This is a genomic window from Nocardia sp. NPDC059228 (genome assembly GCF_042754245.1).
Classification (GTDB): domain Bacteria; phylum Actinomycetota; class Actinomycetes; order Mycobacteriales; family Mycobacteriaceae; genus Nocardia.
In genome coordinates, this window is sequence record NZ_JBHZAL010000004.1 from 193,762 (window position 1) to 209,572 (window position 15,811).

Sequence of the window (15,811 nt, forward strand, 5' to 3'; positions counted from 1 at the left end):
GTTGCGGGTCGGCCCCGCCGGTCGGACTGCGGGGCATGCGTCACTTGCCGTGCCCGTCGTGTGTCGAGTATCGAACCCTGTCGCCGATTCGTGGAATGATCGCCCTTACTGATCATTTGCTGTAGTCGGACCGCGATCGCGACACCGGACAGGTGGTGACAGTGGAGAACCAACCCCAGGACAGCGGCGACACGGAACACCCGGAGCTCGACTACCGGTTCACCCTGGCGAACGAACGAACCTTTCTCGCCTGGATCCGCACCGCGCTCGGTCTGCTGGCCGCCGGTGTCGCGGTGCACACGCTGGTGCAGCCGTTCCATCACGCCGGGGTGCGGCGGCTGCTCTCGCTCAGCTGCATCGTGCTGGCGGTCGTGCTGGCCGCCGGCGCGTACACGCACTGGCGCGATGTCCAGGACCGGATGGTGCGCGGCGAGCCGCTGGGGAACACGATGCTCGTCCCGATTCTCGCGGGCGGCATCGCGATCGTCTCGATCTTCGCGGCGATCGCGACGGTGTGGCCGTGACCGCGCCGCCCACCTATGCCGCCGAGCGCACCGCGCTGGCCTGGCGGCGCACCGCGATCGCCGCGATGGGGACCGGGGTGCTGTTCGTCAATCATGCGGCGACCAGCGGCTGGCATCCGGCCGCTATCGCGCCCGCCCTCGCGGCGGTCGGACTCATGTTCGTCGCGGGGCTCAGCGTCCTGCGCAACAACTCGCTGCATCGCGGGCACTGGGCGCACGGGCAGCGGGTCATCGCCCTCGCGACGGTCGCGGTGCTGGTGGTGTGCGGGGTGGCGCTCGTCATCGGTCTCACCGATCCCGGTAAGCGGCAAGCCTTTTCGATCCCATCGACGCCGGAGATCCCGGCAGTGACAGGAGGCGGACAGTGAGTGCGGTCACCGAACCGAGCACGTTCATCATCGAGCAGAACCAGCGTGCCCGGAAAGAGCTTCCGTTCGACAACACCGCCGACCAGCAGGACGCCGATCGAGGCTTCATCGCCAAGCTGGAACCCGGAATCGTCGAGGACGACAAGGGGACTGTGGTCTGGGACGACGACTCCTACAGCTTCCTGCAGGGCTCCTGCCCCGACTCGGTGCACCCGTCGCTGTGGCGGCAGTCGGGCCTGGTGGTGAAACAGGGCCTGTACGAGGTGGTTCCGGGCATCTACCAGATCCGCGGCCTGGATCTGTCGAATATGACGATCATCGAGGGCGACACCGGTGTCATCGTCATCGACCCGTTGATCTCGGCCGAGACCGCGAAGGCGGGCATGGACCTGTATTTCGCGCATCGCGGCCGGAAGCCGGTGACGGGCATGATCTACACCCATTCGCACGTCGATCATTTCGGCGGTGCGATGGGTGTGATGACCGTGGCGGATGCCGAGTCCGGGCGGGTGCCGGTGGTGGCTCCGGCCGGATTCCTCGAACACGCTGTCGCCGAGAACGTCTACGCGGGCACCGCCATGGCCCGGCGCGCGGCCTACATGTACGGCGCGGCGCTGCCGCGCGGTCCGAAGGGCCAGGTCGGTGCGGGGCTGGGGCAGACCACCTCGACGGGCGTCGTCACGCTGATCGCTCCGACCCTCGACATCACCTACACGGGGCAGGAGCAGACGATCGACGGCGTGCGCATCGTCTTCCAGATCACTCCCGGCACCGAGGCGCCGTCGGAGATGAACTTCCACTTCCCGGGCTTCCGCGCACTCTGCATGGCGGAGAACGCGACCCACACGCTGCACAACCTGCTGACGCTGCGCGGTGCGCTGGTGCGTGACCCGCACGTGTGGTCCACGTACCTCACCGAGTCGATCAACCTGTACGGCCGCGAGAGCGACGTCGTGTTCGCCTCGCACCACTGGCCCACCTGGGGCACCGAGCGGCTGGTCGAGTACCTGGAGTTGCAGCGCGACCTGTACGCCTACCTGCACGATCAGACCCTGCGCCGGCTCAACCAGGGCTACGTGGGCAGCGAGATCGCCGAGATGATGGAAATGCCTCCGGCGCTGGTCGATTCGTGGGCCGCGCACGGTTACTACGGGTCGGTCAGCCACAATGTGAAGGCCATCTACCACCGGTACATGGGCTGGTTCGACGGCAATCCGGCCCACCTGTGGGAGCACCCGCCGGTCGAGGGGGCCAAGCGGCACGTGGAGTTCATGGGCGGCGCGGACGAGGTGCTGCGCAAGGCGCGCAAGTCCTTCGACGAGGGCGACTACCGGTGGGTCGTGCAGGCGGTCAACTACGTGATCTTCGCCGACCCATCCAACCGGGCCGCCAAGGCGCTGCAGGCCGACGCCTTCGAACAGCTCGCCTTCGGCGCGGAGAACGGTCCGTGGCGCAATTTCTTCCTCTCGGGCGCCTACGAGCTCCGCAACGGCACCTTCGGTACGCCCACCAAGGCCGGCTCGCCGTCGATGATGGCGGCGCTCACCGTGGACCAGGTCTTCGACGGCATGGCGCTGCGGCTCGACGGTCCCAAGGCCTGGCACGAAAAGGCCACCAGCGACTGGGTTTTCACCGACGAGAACCGCACCGTCCGGCTGCAGCTGCGCAACGGCGTGCTGTTGCACTGGGATCGGCGCGACGGTGACAAGCTGCCGGCCCCCGACGTCACCTTCACCCTGACCCGGCCCACCCTGATCGGCGTGCTGCTCGCGGGCGAGGACCTGCAGGCGGCCGTGCAGGCCGGACGGCTCAGGATCGACGGTGATGTCCAGTCCTTCGCCAAACTGGTGGGCCTCTTCGACCAGCCCGACCCGGACTTCGACATCGTGACTCCGTAGTCGCGGCGTCATCAGCAACGTAGCGGCAACGCGTGAGGGTTTGCTGAATTCCGGACCCCCGAGTCACCCGCGACGGGTGCGGCGGGGGTCCGTGTGCGGTGCGGCGGTCGCCAACGGTGCTCGGCCGGTTCAGCGTTCGAGGGTGAGCATGGCGGTGAGCGCGCGGCCGACCGCCTCGGAGGCGGCGCGTTTGGACAGGCCGCGCCGGTCCATCAGATGGTGGCGGTACGGCCAGCCCACGGTGGCGTCGACGAGATCGAGCAGCTGCTCGCCCTCGGCGTAGTCCAGTTCCGGTGCGAAGGCGCGGGTGAGCGCGTCCCGAATCCGCTTGTCGGTCAACCGCATCCGGGTGTCCACCGCCGGGGTGCGTAGGGATTCGATGAGCCCGAGCACCCGGGGCTCGCGCTGCAGCGTGAAGATGGCCTCGCTCTGGCGCACCACCGCCTCGATGCGCTGGGCCAGTGGCAGTTCCGGGTCGATCTCGGTCAGTAGCGACTCGACCTGCTCGGACTGCTGATCCACCGCCGCGGTGATCAGCGCTGTCCGGGTCGGGAAGTGCACGAAGATACTGCGTTCCGACACCCCGGCGCGCTCGGCGATGCTACGGGTGGTGGGGTCGAACTCACCGTCGTGGACCGCGGACAGCAGGCCCTCGATGATCGCCCTGCGGGTCTGTTCCGGGTTGCGCCGCCGCCGTGGGCCGTCGCCTTTGCCCTCGCTCATGACGAGAATCCGATCACATCTGGCCGGAGCGCGTGCACGCAGGTCCGGTGGAGAGTTCGCGGGGTCAGGGGTGGTGTCACACAGCCATCGTATTGCAGCATCACTGCAATAGTGATGTACTGTGGCAGCGACGGCAGAACGACAGCGAATGATCGGCTACTCCTGCTGTCCGGCATATCGACCGCATGCAGACAGGAGAGCGCTGATGACCGACGCGGACCTCACGAACAACGGCGACGACCGCGGGCCGGGCGGCTTCACGGTGTCGCGGCGGGGGGTGTTCGGGGTGGGCGCGGCCGCACTGGTGGCCGCCGGTGTCGGAGCCGCGGTCGCCGGATGTGACAGCAACGGCGACAACGGTTCCGCCGCCGAGCGGGCCGGCAAGGATCCGGTCGACCCGAGCGGCCACATCGTCGACCAGCAGCATCGGGCGCAATCCGCATTGCCCTTCGCCGACGAGCAGGACTTCACCGACACCGACAGGGGCTTCATCGCCGGGCTCGAGCCGGACGTGGTGCGGGATGCCACTGGAAAGGTGGTGTGGGACAACGATTCCTACGGATTCATCCAGGGCGCCTGCCCCAACTCTGTGCACCCCTCGCTGTGGCGGCAGTCGCAGCTGGTGGTGAAACAGGGCCTCTACGAAGTGGTTCCGGGCATCTACCAGATCCGCGGTCTCGACCTGTCGAACATGACGATCATCGAGGGCAGAACCGGCATCATCGTCATCGACCCGCTGATCTCGACCGAGACCGCGAAGGCGGGCATGGACCTGTACTTCGCGCACCGCGGTCGGAGGCCGGTGACCGGCATGATCTACACCCACTCCCACGTCGACCACTTCGGCGGCGCCCTGGGTGTCATCAGCCCGGAAGACGCTGCCTCGGGCCGGATTCCGGTGATCGCGCCGCAGGGCTTCGTGGACCACGCGGTCGAGGAGAACGTCTTCGCCGGCACCGCCATGGCCCGCCGCTCGGCCTACATGTACGGCGCGGCGCTGCCGCGTGGTGCGAAGGGCCAGGTCGGCGCGGGCCTGGGCATGACCACCTCGGTCGGCACCGTGAGCCTGATCCCGCCGAACAGGGACGTCACCCACACCGGCCAGGAGGAGACCATCGACGGGATCAAGGTCGTCTTCCAGATCACCCCGGGCACCGAGGCGCCGTCGGAGATGAACTTCTACTTCCCCGACTTCCGGGCGATGTGCATGGCGGAGAACGCCACCCACACCCTGCACAATCTGGTCACCCTGCGCGGTGCGCTGGTTCGCGACGCGCACGTGTGGTCGCAGTACCTGACCGAGACCATCACCATGTTCTCCGACAAGTACGACGTCGCCTTCGCCTCGCACCACTGGCCCATGTGGGAAGCGGACAAGGTCACCGAATGGCTGTCGCTGCAACGGGATACCTACGCCTACCTGCACGACCAGACCCTGCGCATGCTGAACCAGGGCTACACCGGCATCGAGATCGCCGAGATGATCCAGATGCCGCCGGCCATCGAGAGCAAGTGGTACAACCGCGGCTACTACGGGTCGGTCAGCCACGATGTGAAGGCCATCTACCAGCGCTACATGGGCTGGTTCGACGGCAACCCCGCGCACCTGTGGGAGCACCCGCCGGTCGAGTCCGGCAAGCGACATGTGGACGCCATGGGCGGTGCGAGCGGGGCGTTGAAGGTGGCCCGCGAGGCCTACTCCGACGGCGATTACCGTTGGTGCGTCCAGGTTCTCAACTACCTGATCTTCGCCGACCCGGACAATGAGAAGGCGAAGATGCTGCAGGCCAGCGCTTTCGAGCAGCTCGGCTACGGCTCGGAGAACGCCACCTGGCGCAACTTCTTCCTCTCCGGCGCCTACGAGCTGCGCAACGGCGCTTTCGGCACCCCGACCAAGGCCAACTCCGCCGGCATGATCAGCGCCCTGAGCGTGGACCAGGTCTTCGACTCCGCGGCGTTCCTGATCAACGGCCCCAAGGCGTGGGACCTGCACCTGGTCAACGACTGGATCATTACCGACCAGAACCGGACCTACCGCACCGAGCTACGCAACGGCGTGCTCATCCACTACGTGATCCCCGCCGACTTCAAGGGTCCGGCCCCGGACGCCACCTTCACCCTGTCCCGGCTGGAGCTGATCGCCACCATGACCGGAAGCAAGGACATCGTGAAGGAGATCCAGGCCGGCGCGATCAAGGTCAGCGGCGACCCGGCCAAGCTGAAGCAGTTGAAGGACGTCATGGACAAGCCCGACCCGAACTTCAACATCGTCACCCCGTAGTACTCCGCGCGGTGGAATGCCGCGGCGTGACGGGAGTTACCGGGGGCGTCACGCCGCGACACACATGAATAGATGTGGGGGTTACAGCGTTCCCGTTGTGGCCATGAGTCGGCTCATGGCCCACCCTGGCCCACGGTCTCGGTGTGCCCGAGTGACGCGGGCCCGACCGGGTCAGTGTGCGCGCTGGGTGTCGATGCGTTCGGTCGGCCGCTCGGATTCGGCTGCCACGGCGGCGCGTTCGACCGTCATCAAGCTCTCGGAGTGGTGTTCGGCGTAGTACTTGGCGGCACCGCCGTTGAGCCCGAACAGCGATTTGCTCCACAGCAGCCAGATCACCGCCGCCAGGTTGACGATCAGCGCCGCCGCCCGCAGAAAGGTGATCTTCTCGGTGAGTTCGTAGATCTCCAGCGGCAGGAAGATGCTGGTCGCGATGACCGCGAAGTACTCGCCCCAGCGCTTGACCAGCCAGAGGCCCACCGCCTCGGTGAGCTGGATCGCGGCATAGGCGAACAGCGCCACCGCGACCCAGGTGAGCACGGTGGGGGAGAAGGTGAACGCTTTGTCGATGCCCTTGATGATCTTGGAATGGTCAGGGTTGAAACCGATCTGGTCGGCCAGCTGGCGGATGAGCGGAAGATCCTTGTCCCAGTTGGCCTTCCAGTGCTGGCGCGAACCGCGCAGCTTCAGCACGCCCGCGCCCAGCAGGATCAGCACCAGGGCCCGGCCGATGCGCTCGGCCGCCAGCAGGCGCATGATGATCCGGTCGCGCAGTAGATGCCCGCGCGGCACCTCGGGCGCGTCGTCGGCCGGACCGCTGCGACGCGGCTCGCCCGGCACGAAATCCCCGCAGCGCAGGCAGCGCCAGGATTCACCCGCCGGGGTGGCGACGTGGAGGCGTGCCGCGAGCTCGGGCTCGGTGGGGGCGTAGGTCTCGTGCCCGCGGGCAGCGCAGGTCCACAGACTGAAGTCCATGCGCGTGAGCGTAACCGGTGGGCGGGCGCCGAGGGGTGTCTCAGCGTGCCGCGAGGGATGTCTCGGCGCGCTGCGACGGAGGTCTCAGCCCGCGGCCAGTGCGCGCAGCTGATCCAGATAGGTCCGGGTGCGCGGATCGCCGGGGAAGCGCTCGATCATCTCCCGCGCCGTCTCACCCGCGATCCACATGAGCGAGGGCAGCGAGCGGCGTTTGCCGGCGAAGGCCCGCACCCCCTCGTCCAGGGCGAGCTCCAGATTGCGATCGCGGATGGCGACCACGGCCAGCGTCAGGTGCGCCTCGGCGACCCGCATGGGTTTGCGGATGCTGCCGTCGGGGCGGGTGGAGGTCAAGATCACCTGCCGGGCATAGTTTTCCGCCAGCCGGTCCTCCCCGGCTACCCGGCAGCAGTCCATGGCGTAGAAGTCGAACTTCTGCGGATCGACCACGAAGTGATTGTCCAGATCGGACGGATGCTCGATGGTGTCCAGGATCGAACGGCCCTGGGCGAGTGCCTTTTCCACCTCGCGGCGGTCACCGAGCCGCGCCCACGCCTTGGCGCGCTGTGCGGCCAGCTGGACGCCGACACCCAAGTGGTCGGTGGTGCCGTACGCGGCCTCGGCGGTCTCGATGGCGCCCCGGTAGTTGGCCTGCGTGAGTGCGAACCAGGCGGCCATTTCGGCTCCCCAGCCGATGATTTCGGCGTGCTCGGCCTCCTGGCCGAGGGAGAGCGCGGCCCGGCGGGTCGCCTCGGCGGCGGTGCGCCAGCCGAGATCGTAATCGACGCAACCGACCAGCAGCGCAACCCATCCGGCCAGCACCAGGACTTCCCGATGCTGCGCGAGAGTCAAGCGACCGTCCAGTAGCGAAGTGATGCGCCGCAGCCACGCCGTGCCCTCGGCGTGCAACTCGTGCGGATCGGCGCACGGATACTCCGAACACAGCCGATCAGCGGTGATGCGAACGGCATCGAGCGTAGAGGCGGACACATCGGACATACGTAGCCGCCCAATGAATTCCAGCGTGTCCATCCCCGTGGCCGAGAGCATCTCGTCGTCCCGATTGGGGCGCGCCTTGGGAAAGAAGGCGGCCGTCACCGTATCGAAAGCCGCCGCGATGATCGGAGCGTAGAAATCGTCCGGCCGCGATTCCCCGGACTCCCAGCGCCGCCAGTTGCGCAGAAGTGTGCTGTCCGTTGGCAAATTGTGGCTCGATTTGCCCCGCATGGCACGGACCGCATCCGCTTGAGACCACCCCCGAGTATCACGTTCGGCACGCATTCGGACGGCCCAGACAGGTCGATCGTCACCGGCGGACACGCTCTGTAGTATCTCACCAGTTAACGAAGGATGGACCCGGATAGGGCATCTCGATGTCAGTGGGTTGACATCTGCAATTGCATTCGTGATTACGCCAAACTGTTCAACAGGGCACATTCATGACAGCGATCCCCAATCCAACGGAGGTTCGGGTGGAAGCGTTGATCTATGGGTACGTGCGTGACGATCTGGCCGACGGCCGCAGCGAAGAGCTGGAGAACGCCATGTGCGTGCTCGCTCAGTCCGCCGGCCTCTGCTTCGCCGCCACGTTCCATGAATCGACCCCCGGCGACGGCACCGCCTTCGCGGAGCTGACGGCCGAACTCAAGCGTGCCGATGCCCACCACGTGGTGGTGCCGTCGCTCGATCACCTTGCGGGGCAGACCATTCCGCGCGACCTTCTGATCGCGAAGCTGGCCCACGAGGCCTCCGTCAAGATCTGGGCCGTCGAGCACTAGCCGTCGAAACGAACGCCGCACCTGCGCGTGAACGCAGGTGCGGCAATGGATTCGGTGCCGGGGGCCCGGTGTCAGAGACCGAAGCCGCCCCGTCCGCGGCGGCGCAGGTACTTCTCGAACTCGGCCGCGATGGCGTCACCGTCGATCTTGGCCATGGCGTCGTTGATGTCGACCTCGGCATCGCCGCGCTCCTCGAGCGAGCGCACGTACTCGGCGATCTCCTCGTCGCCGGCGGTCATCTCGTTGACCGCGCCCTCCCACTCCTCGGCCTGCTCGGGCAGACCGCCGAGCGGCACCTCGACATCGAGGACGTCCTCGACCCGGTGTAGCAGGGCGATGATGGCCTTGGGGTTGGGCGGCTGGGAGACGTAGTGCGGCACCGCCGCCCAGAAGGAGATGGCCGGGACGCCCGCGCGCACGCACGCGTCCTGCAGCACTCCGGTAATACCGGTCGGTCCCTCGTAACGGGTCTGCTCCAGGTTGAAGCGCTCCGCGGCTTCCTTGTTGTAAGCGGTCCCGGTGACCGGAACCGGCCGGGTGTGCGGGGTATCGGCCAGCAGCGCGCCCAGGATCACCACCGTGGACACCCCGAGCTGCTCGACGAATTCGAGGATGTCGTTGCAGAAGCTGCGCCAGCGCATATTCGGTTCGACGCCCCGCAGGAGCACGACGTCCCGATCGCTGCCCGGGGGCGAGCAGACCGACAGCATGGCCGAGGGCCACTGGATCTCGCGGGTCACCCCGTCCACCTGCCGGACCGTCGGCCGGTTCACCTGATAGTCGTAATAGTCCTCGGAGTCGAGCTCGGCCAGCGGCTGCGCGTCCCAGATCAGTTCCAGATGCTCGACCGCGCCACTGGCGGCATCGGCGGCATCGTTCCAGCCTTCGAAGGCGGCCACGAGCACCGGATCCCGCAGCGTAGGCAGGTCCGATTCGGGTGGCACCGGGGATTCACTGGCGTTCACCCGGTCAGCCTACGGTGTGCGTAGACGCAGTGTGCATGCGACGCGCAATGTAGGAGTCGGGGTAGCACCGCACACCGACGCAGGGATTGTCGGCGTCTCCCACTACTCTTGAGTACATGTCTGTACGCAGCCGCGCCGAATTCGACACCACCCTCTTGGACACGCTCAGACGGCGTGTCGTGATCGGGGACGGTGCGATGGGCACGATGCTGCAGGCCGCGGATCTCACTCTCGACGACTTCCGCGGCCTCGAGGGATGCAACGAAATCCTCAACGACACCCGCCCCGACGTGCTGCGCCACATCCACCGGGCCTACTTCGAGGCCGGCGCCGACGCCGTCGAGACCAATACCTTCGGGTGCAACCTGCCCAACCTGGCCGACTACGACATCGCCGACCGGATTCGCGACCTGTCCGAGCGCGGCACCCGCCTCGCCCGCGAGGTGGCCGACGAGATGGGACCGTCCGCCGACGGGACTCCCCGGTACGTGCTGGGTTCCATGGGCCCGGGCACCAAGCTGCCCACCCTGGGTCACGCGCCCTACGCCGCCCTGCGCGACGCCTACAGCGAGGCCGCGCTCGGCATGCTCGACGGCGGCGCCGACGCCATCCTCATCGAGACCTGCCAGGACCTGCTGCAGGTCAAGGCCGCGGTCACCGGCAGTCACCGGGCCATGGACCAGGCCGGGCGCCGGATCCCGATCATCACGCACGTGACCATGGAGACCACCGGCACCATGCTGGTCGGCTCCGAGATCGGCGCGGCGCTGACCGCGCTCGAGAAGCTCGGCATCGACATGATCGGGCTGAACTGCGCCACCGGTCCGGACGAGATGAGCGAGCATCTGCGGCATCTGTCCAAGCACGCGCAGCTGCCGGTGTCGGTCATGCCGAACGCCGGTCTGCCGATCCTCGGTGCGAACGGCGCGGAGTACCCGCTCACGCCGGAGGAGCTGGCGGTCGCGCTGAGCCAGTTCGTCTCCGAGTTCGGTTTGTCGCTGGTCGGCGGCTGCTGCGGCACCACGCCCGAGCACATCCGGCAGGTGGCCGAGGCGGTGCGCGAGGTCCAGCAGGCCAAGCGGGATCCGGTGCACGAGCCGAGCGTGTCGTCGATCTACAGCTCGGTGCCGTTCGAACAGGACGCCTCGGTCCTGATGATCGGTGAGCGCACGAATGCCAACGGCTCCAAGGCTTTCCGGGACGCCATGCTGGCCGGCGACTGGCAGAAGTGCCTGGACATCGCCAAGGATCAGACCCGCGACGGCGCCCACATGCTGGACCTGTGCGTGGACTACGTGGGCCGCGACGGCACCGCCGACATGACCGAGCTGGCCTCCCGGCTGGCGACCGCGTCCACCCTGCCGATCATGCTGGACTCCACCGAAGCCCCGGTGCTGAAGGCCGGTTTGGAGCACCTGGGCGGGCGCTGCGCCATCAACTCGGTGAACTACGAGGACGGCGCGGGGCCGGATTCGCGGTTCCAGCAGACCATGGCGCTGGTCGCCGAACACGGTGCGGCCGTGGTGGCGCTGACCATCGACGAGGAGGGTCAGGCGCGCACCGCCGAGAAGAAGGTGGAGATCGCCGAGCGACTCATCGCCGACATCACCGGCAACTGGGGGCTCGACGAGTCCGACATCATCATCGACACGCTGACCTTCACCCTGGGCACCGGCCAGGAGGAGTCCCGGCGCGACGGCATCGAAACCATCGAGGCCATCCGCGAACTCAAGAAGCGGCACCCGAATGTGCAGACCACGCTGGGTCTTTCGAACATCTCCTTCGGCCTGAACGCGGCCGCGCGGCAGGTGCTCAACTCGGTGTTCATGAACGAATGCGTCGAGGCGGGCCTGGATTCGGCCATCGTGCACGCCTCGAAGATCCTGCCCATGTCGCGGATTCCGGAGGAGCAGCGGCAGACGGCGCTGGATCTGGTCTACGACCGGCGCACCGAGGACTACGACCCGCTGCAGAAGCTGATGGCGCTGTTCGAGGGCGTGTCGGCGGCCTCGTCGAAGGCGTCGCGGGCCGAGGAACTGGCGGCGCTGCCGCTGTTCGAGCGGCTCGAGCGGCGCATCGTGGACGGCGAGAAGGCCGGTATGGACGCCGATCTGGATGCCGCCATGGCCGAGGTGCCGCCGCTGCAGATCATCAACGAGACGCTGCTGGCGGGCATGAAAACCGTTGGCGAGCTGTTCGGTTCGGGGCAGATGCAGCTGCCGTTCGTGCTGCAGTCGGCCGAGACCATGAAGGCCGCGGTCGCCTACCTGGAACCGCACATGGAGGCCACCGACGATTCCGGCAAGGGTCGCATCGTGCTGGCCACCGTCAAGGGCGACGTGCACGACATCGGCAAGAACCTGGTGGACATCATTCTGTCCAACAATGGCTACGAGGTCGTGAATCTCGGTATCAAGCAACCGATTTCGACGATCCTGGATGCCGCCGTGGACAAGAAGGCCGATGTCATCGGCATGTCCGGGCTGCTGGTGAAGTCCACCGTGGTCATGAAGGAGAACCTCGAGGAGCTCAACGGCCGCGGTGTCGCGGAGCAGTTCCCGGTGCTCCTGGGCGGCGCGGCACTGACCCGCGCGTACGTGGAGAACGACCTCACCGCGGTCTACGACGGCGAGGTGCACTACGCGCGCGACGCCTTCGAGGGCCTGCGGCTGATGGACGAGATCATGACCCTCAAGCGTGGCGGCGCGGCCGACCCGGATTCTGCCGAGGCCATCGCCGCCCGCGCGAAGGCCGCCGAGCGCAAGGCCCGGCACGAGCGGTCCAAGCGGATCGCCGAGCAGCGCAAGGCCGCCGAGGTGCCGGTCGAGGTGCCCGAGCGCTCGGATGTGGCCGCGGAGCTGCCGGTGCCGACGCCGCCGTTCTGGGGTTCGCGCATCGTGAAGGGCCTGTCGGTCAACGAGTACTCGAGCCTGCTCGACGAGCGGGCGCTGTTCCTGGGTCAGTGGGGCCTGCGCGGCCAGCGCGGCGGCGAGGGACCTTCGTACGAGGAGCTGGTGGAGACCGAAGGCCGTCCGCGCCTGCGGTATTGGCTGGACCGGCTGACCGCCGAGGGTGTGCTGCAGCACGCCGCGGTGGTGTACGGCTATTTCCCGGCCGTGTCCGAGGGCGACGATGTGATTGTTCTCACCGAGCCGAATCCCGATGCGCCGGAACGCTTCCGGTTCACATTCCCGCGTCAGCAACGCGACCGGTTCCTCTGCATCGCGGATTTCATTCGCTCACGCGAGTACGCGAAGCAGACCGGGCAGGTGGATGTGCTGCCGTTCCAGCTGGTCACCATGGGTAAGCCCATTGCCGACTTCGCCAATGTGCTGTTCGCGGGCGACAATTACCGCGACTATCTCGAGGTGCACGGCATCGGTGTGCAACTCACCGAGGCACTCGCCGAGTTTTGGCACCGCCGGATTCGGGAAGAGCTCACACTGGAAGGACATTCGGTCGCCGACGAGGATCCCGCCGATGTGTTGGACTACTTCAAACTCGGATACCGTGGCGCACGGTACTCGTTCGGCTATGGTGCCTGCCCGGATCTCGAGGATCGGGCAAAACTCGTGGAACTACTGGACGCCGGCCGGATCGGAGTGATCTTGTCCGAGGAGTTGCAACTGCATCCGGAGCAGTCCACGGATGCGTTCGTGCTGCTGCATCCGGAAGCCAAGTACTTCAACGCTTAGTATTTTCACCAGATTTCCGGGCTTTCGCGCAGAGTTGCAGGGGTGCTCGGCCGCGAAAGCCAGCAGGAGGGGCACAACCACATGAGCGCAGACCGGCTGATTGCGGGGCGGTACCGGCTAACGGATCCGATCGGCACCGGTGCTATGGGGGTCGTGTGGCGCGCGACCGATGTTCGGCTGCGGCGCACGGTCGCGGTCAAGCAATTGCTGCTGACACCGGGGCTGACCCGGTCGCAGGCCGTCGAGGCCAGGATGCGGGCGATGCGTGAGGGGCGCATCGCGGCGCGACTGCATCATCCCAACGCCGTCACCGTGTTCGACGTGGCGGAGGAGGACGGACAGCCCTGGCTCGTCATGGAATACGTGGACGCCGTCAGCCTGGCGGCGCTCATGCGGGAGAAGGGGCGACTCGAGCCGGTCGAGGTGGCGCGGATCGGGGCCAAGGTGGCCGAGGCGCTGGCCGCGGCCCACAAGGCCGGGATCGTGCACCGGGATGTCAAGCCCGCCAATATCCTGGTGGCCGACGACGGAACGGTGAAGATCACCGACTTCGGCATCTCGCGAGCCACCGGGGACGTGACCGTCACCTCCACGGGGTTCCTGGCGGGCACGCCCGCCTACCTGTCGCCGGAGGTGGCGCGGGGCGAGAACCCGGAGCCCACCTCCGACGTGTTCGCCCTGGGCTCAACGCTTTACGCGGCGGTCGAGGGGAAGCCGCCCTTCGGTGAGGGCGACAACCCCCTGGCGGTGCTGCACTCGGTGGCGCGCGCCCAGGTGCCGCCGCCGACCCATGCCGCCGCGCTCGCGCCGGTGCTGATGGACCTGCTCGCGGCCGAGGGCGCGGACCGGCCGACGATGGTGCAGGCGGCGGAACGGCTGCAGGCGGTGGCGGAGGGGCGGGCCCCGGCCGTGCCGATCCAGCAGACCAAGGTGCTGCCCGCGAGGAGTGCCGCTGCCGCCGTGGACGGTTCGGCCGCCACAACGGTGATGTCGACCTCGCGCAGCGGCGCGCCCAGCAATGCCACCGACGCCACCGTGCACGTCGACATGGCCCGGGACGTGTCGCCGCCGCGCGGGACGGTGCCGGGCACGCCGCCGCCGGGCGCGACCGGGGGAGCGAAAACCGGTGGCGCGGACCGGAATCCGCGGCGGCTGGTGCTGGTGGCGGCCGGTGTGGTGGCCGCGCTCGTCGCGGCCGTCGTGATCGCCATGTCGGTCAGCCACAACAGCGGTGGCGGCAACCAGCCGCTGGCGAACAACGGCAGCTCGGTCACAGCGGGGGCCTCGCCGATTCCGGCGACCTCCCCGGACAATATGGGCCAGGCCGACGGCGGCACCCAGCAGCCCACGCGCACCGGCGAGGCGGGTGCGGCCACCCACGCGCCGACCACCACGCCCGCGCCGACTTCGTCGGTGGCACCCACCTCCTCGGCCCGGCCGAGCACGACCACCGTGCCGCCGTCGTCGACCACAGCGTTCGGCCCGCCGCCCGCCGCCTCGGTGACCTCGTTCATCCAGGGCTACTACGCCATGCTCCCGGGCAATGTTGGTGGCGCGTGGTCGATGCTGTCGCCCGGCTACCAGTCCTCCACGGGCGGCTACAACGCGTATGCGCAGTTCTGGGGCGGCATCTCGTCGGTGAGCGTGGGCGCGGTCACGCCCAACGGCGACAACCGGGCGGTGGTGGCGCTGACCTATGTGTCCAAGAACGGGCAGGTGTCCACCGAGAACCGGTGGATCCAGGTCGACTCCTCGACCGGGCACCTGATGATCGCGGCCTCGGGTCTGTGACCGGTCCCCGATAGGCTGAACCGGCTCCGCCCCGCGGCGGAGCCGGTTTTTGGTTCAGGTGGTGTGGAAGGAGTTCGAGTCGGTGGCGCGGTTGGACGCGGTGTTGTGGGACATGGACGGAACGCTGCTGGACTCGGAAAAGCTCTGGGACATGGCATTGCGCGAACTGGCCGGCGAGTACGGGCGGGAGCTGACCGACACGGTCCGGCACGCGCTGATCGGCGCGTCCGGCCCGAACGCTTTCCGGATTCTGTTCGACGGCTTGGGTATCGAGCACACCCCCGAGGCCGTCGCCACGGCCTCGGACTGGATGGAGCGGCGGGTCACCGAACTGTTCCACGGCCCGGTGCCCTGGCGTCCCGGCGCGCGTGAAGCGCTGGAAATGCTGCAGGCCGCGGGCATCCCGATGGCCCTGGTCACCAACACCAAGCGCTCGCTGACGGAGTACGGCCTGAACACCATCGGCCGCGAGTTCTTCGGCGCCACCGTCTGCGCCGATGAGGTACCCCACGGCAAGCCCGCCCCGGACGTCTACCTCCGAGCCGCCGAACTCCTCGGCGTCGCACCGGAAAACGCGGTCGCCATCGAGGATTCGCCCACCGGCTCGATCGCCGCCCAGGCCGCCGGCTGCGCGCTCCTGGTGGTGCCGTGCGAGGTCGCGGTCCCGGACGCCCCGGGCCGAACCTTCCGCGAGAGCCTGGTCGGGCTGACCATGACCGACCTCGGCGATCTCGTCCCCGCCGGAATCGGCTGACTCCGAACACCATGACCCCGCCGGGGTTCCCATTCGTCCAAGGCCGCGGGTCGTTCGTCGCCTAG

At 67.8% G+C, this 15,811-nt stretch carries 12 protein-coding genes; 8 read left to right on the plus strand and 4 right to left on the minus strand.

Going from position 1 to position 15,811, the window contains the following annotated elements; all coding sequences use genetic code 11:
- Positions 1-155: 155 nt before the first annotated feature.
- From ACFXKA_RS09135 to ACFXKA_RS09145, 3 genes are read left to right on the plus strand one after another with little or no spacing between them, the layout of a single operon-like run.
- Positions 156-524, plus strand: coding sequence for a YidH family protein (locus ACFXKA_RS09135; RefSeq protein WP_379426751.1), 369 nt, complete (start codon positions 156-158; stop codon positions 522-524).
- Complete coding sequence (locus tag ACFXKA_RS09140; protein ID WP_379426752.1) at positions 521-892, plus strand: DUF202 domain-containing protein; 372 nt, start codon at positions 521-523, stop codon at positions 890-892. Before ACFXKA_RS09135 ends, ACFXKA_RS09140 begins: the two co-directional genes overlap by 4 nt.
- The gene (locus tag ACFXKA_RS09145; RefSeq protein ID WP_379426753.1) at positions 889-2,790 is read left to right on the plus strand and encodes an alkyl/aryl-sulfatase; all 1,902 of its coding nucleotides are present in this window, start codon (positions 889-891) and stop codon (positions 2,788-2,790) included. The genes ACFXKA_RS09140 and ACFXKA_RS09145 overlap by 4 nt, the downstream gene beginning before the upstream one ends.
- Before the next feature lie 129 nt (positions 2,791-2,919).
- Here ACFXKA_RS09145 and ACFXKA_RS09150 read toward each other — a convergent pair whose 3' ends face one another.
- Positions 2,920-3,513 carry a TetR/AcrR family transcriptional regulator gene (locus ACFXKA_RS09150; RefSeq protein ID WP_354832058.1) on the minus strand — a complete coding sequence of 198 codons (594 nt, stop codon included), beginning with the start codon at positions 3,511-3,513 and terminating at the stop codon, positions 2,920-2,922.
- Positions 3,514-3,718: 205 nt separating this feature from the next.
- Here ACFXKA_RS09150 and ACFXKA_RS09155 point away from each other — a divergent pair, with 205 nt between their 5' ends.
- Entirely contained in the window at positions 3,719-5,794 is a 2,076-nt protein-coding gene (locus tag ACFXKA_RS09155; RefSeq protein WP_379426754.1) for an alkyl/aryl-sulfatase, read from the plus strand.
- 171 nt (positions 5,795-5,965) lie between these two features.
- On the opposite strand, the gene ACFXKA_RS09160 is transcribed toward ACFXKA_RS09155, so the two are convergent.
- Both ACFXKA_RS09160 and ACFXKA_RS09165 read right to left on the minus strand, forming a co-directional pair.
- Complete coding sequence (locus ACFXKA_RS09160; RefSeq protein WP_379426755.1) at positions 5,966-6,766, minus strand: DUF2127 domain-containing protein; 801 nt, start codon at positions 6,764-6,766, stop codon at positions 5,966-5,968.
- An 84-nt stretch (positions 6,767-6,850) separates the two neighbouring features.
- Positions 6,851-7,966 carry an XRE family transcriptional regulator gene (locus ACFXKA_RS09165; protein ID WP_379426756.1) on the minus strand — a complete coding sequence of 372 codons (1,116 nt, stop codon included), beginning with the start codon at positions 7,964-7,966 and terminating at the stop codon, positions 6,851-6,853.
- Between the two features lie 269 nt (positions 7,967-8,235).
- Between ACFXKA_RS09165 and ACFXKA_RS09170 the strand changes: the two genes are divergently transcribed.
- On the plus strand, positions 8,236-8,541 hold the full coding sequence (locus tag ACFXKA_RS09170) for a hypothetical protein (RefSeq protein ID WP_379426757.1): 306 nt from the start codon (positions 8,236-8,238) through the stop codon (positions 8,539-8,541).
- Positions 8,542-8,612: 71 nt separating this feature from the next.
- Here the strand turns inward: ACFXKA_RS09170 and ACFXKA_RS09175 are convergent, their stop codons facing one another.
- Entirely contained in the window at positions 8,613-9,506 is an 894-nt protein-coding gene (locus ACFXKA_RS09175; RefSeq protein WP_040857388.1) for a PAC2 family protein, read from the minus strand.
- A gap of 116 nt (positions 9,507-9,622) precedes the next feature.
- Here ACFXKA_RS09175 and metH point away from each other — a divergent pair, with 116 nt between their 5' ends.
- The 3 genes from metH to ACFXKA_RS09190 all read left to right on the plus strand — a co-directional run bounded on the left by metH (position 9,623) and on the right by ACFXKA_RS09190 (position 15,746).
- The gene (metH, locus tag ACFXKA_RS09180) at positions 9,623-13,201 is read left to right on the plus strand and encodes a methionine synthase (protein WP_379426758.1); all 3,579 of its coding nucleotides are present in this window, start codon (positions 9,623-9,625) and stop codon (positions 13,199-13,201) included.
- 81 nt (positions 13,202-13,282) lie between these two features.
- Positions 13,283-14,992: a serine/threonine-protein kinase gene (locus ACFXKA_RS09185; RefSeq protein WP_379426759.1), complete on the plus strand. Its 1,710-nt coding sequence runs from the start codon at positions 13,283-13,285 to the stop codon at positions 14,990-14,992.
- Positions 14,993-15,074: 82 nt separating this feature from the next.
- Positions 15,075-15,746, plus strand: coding sequence for an HAD family hydrolase (locus tag ACFXKA_RS09190; RefSeq protein ID WP_379426760.1), 672 nt, complete (start codon positions 15,075-15,077; stop codon positions 15,744-15,746).
- Positions 15,747-15,811: the final 65 nt, after the last annotated feature.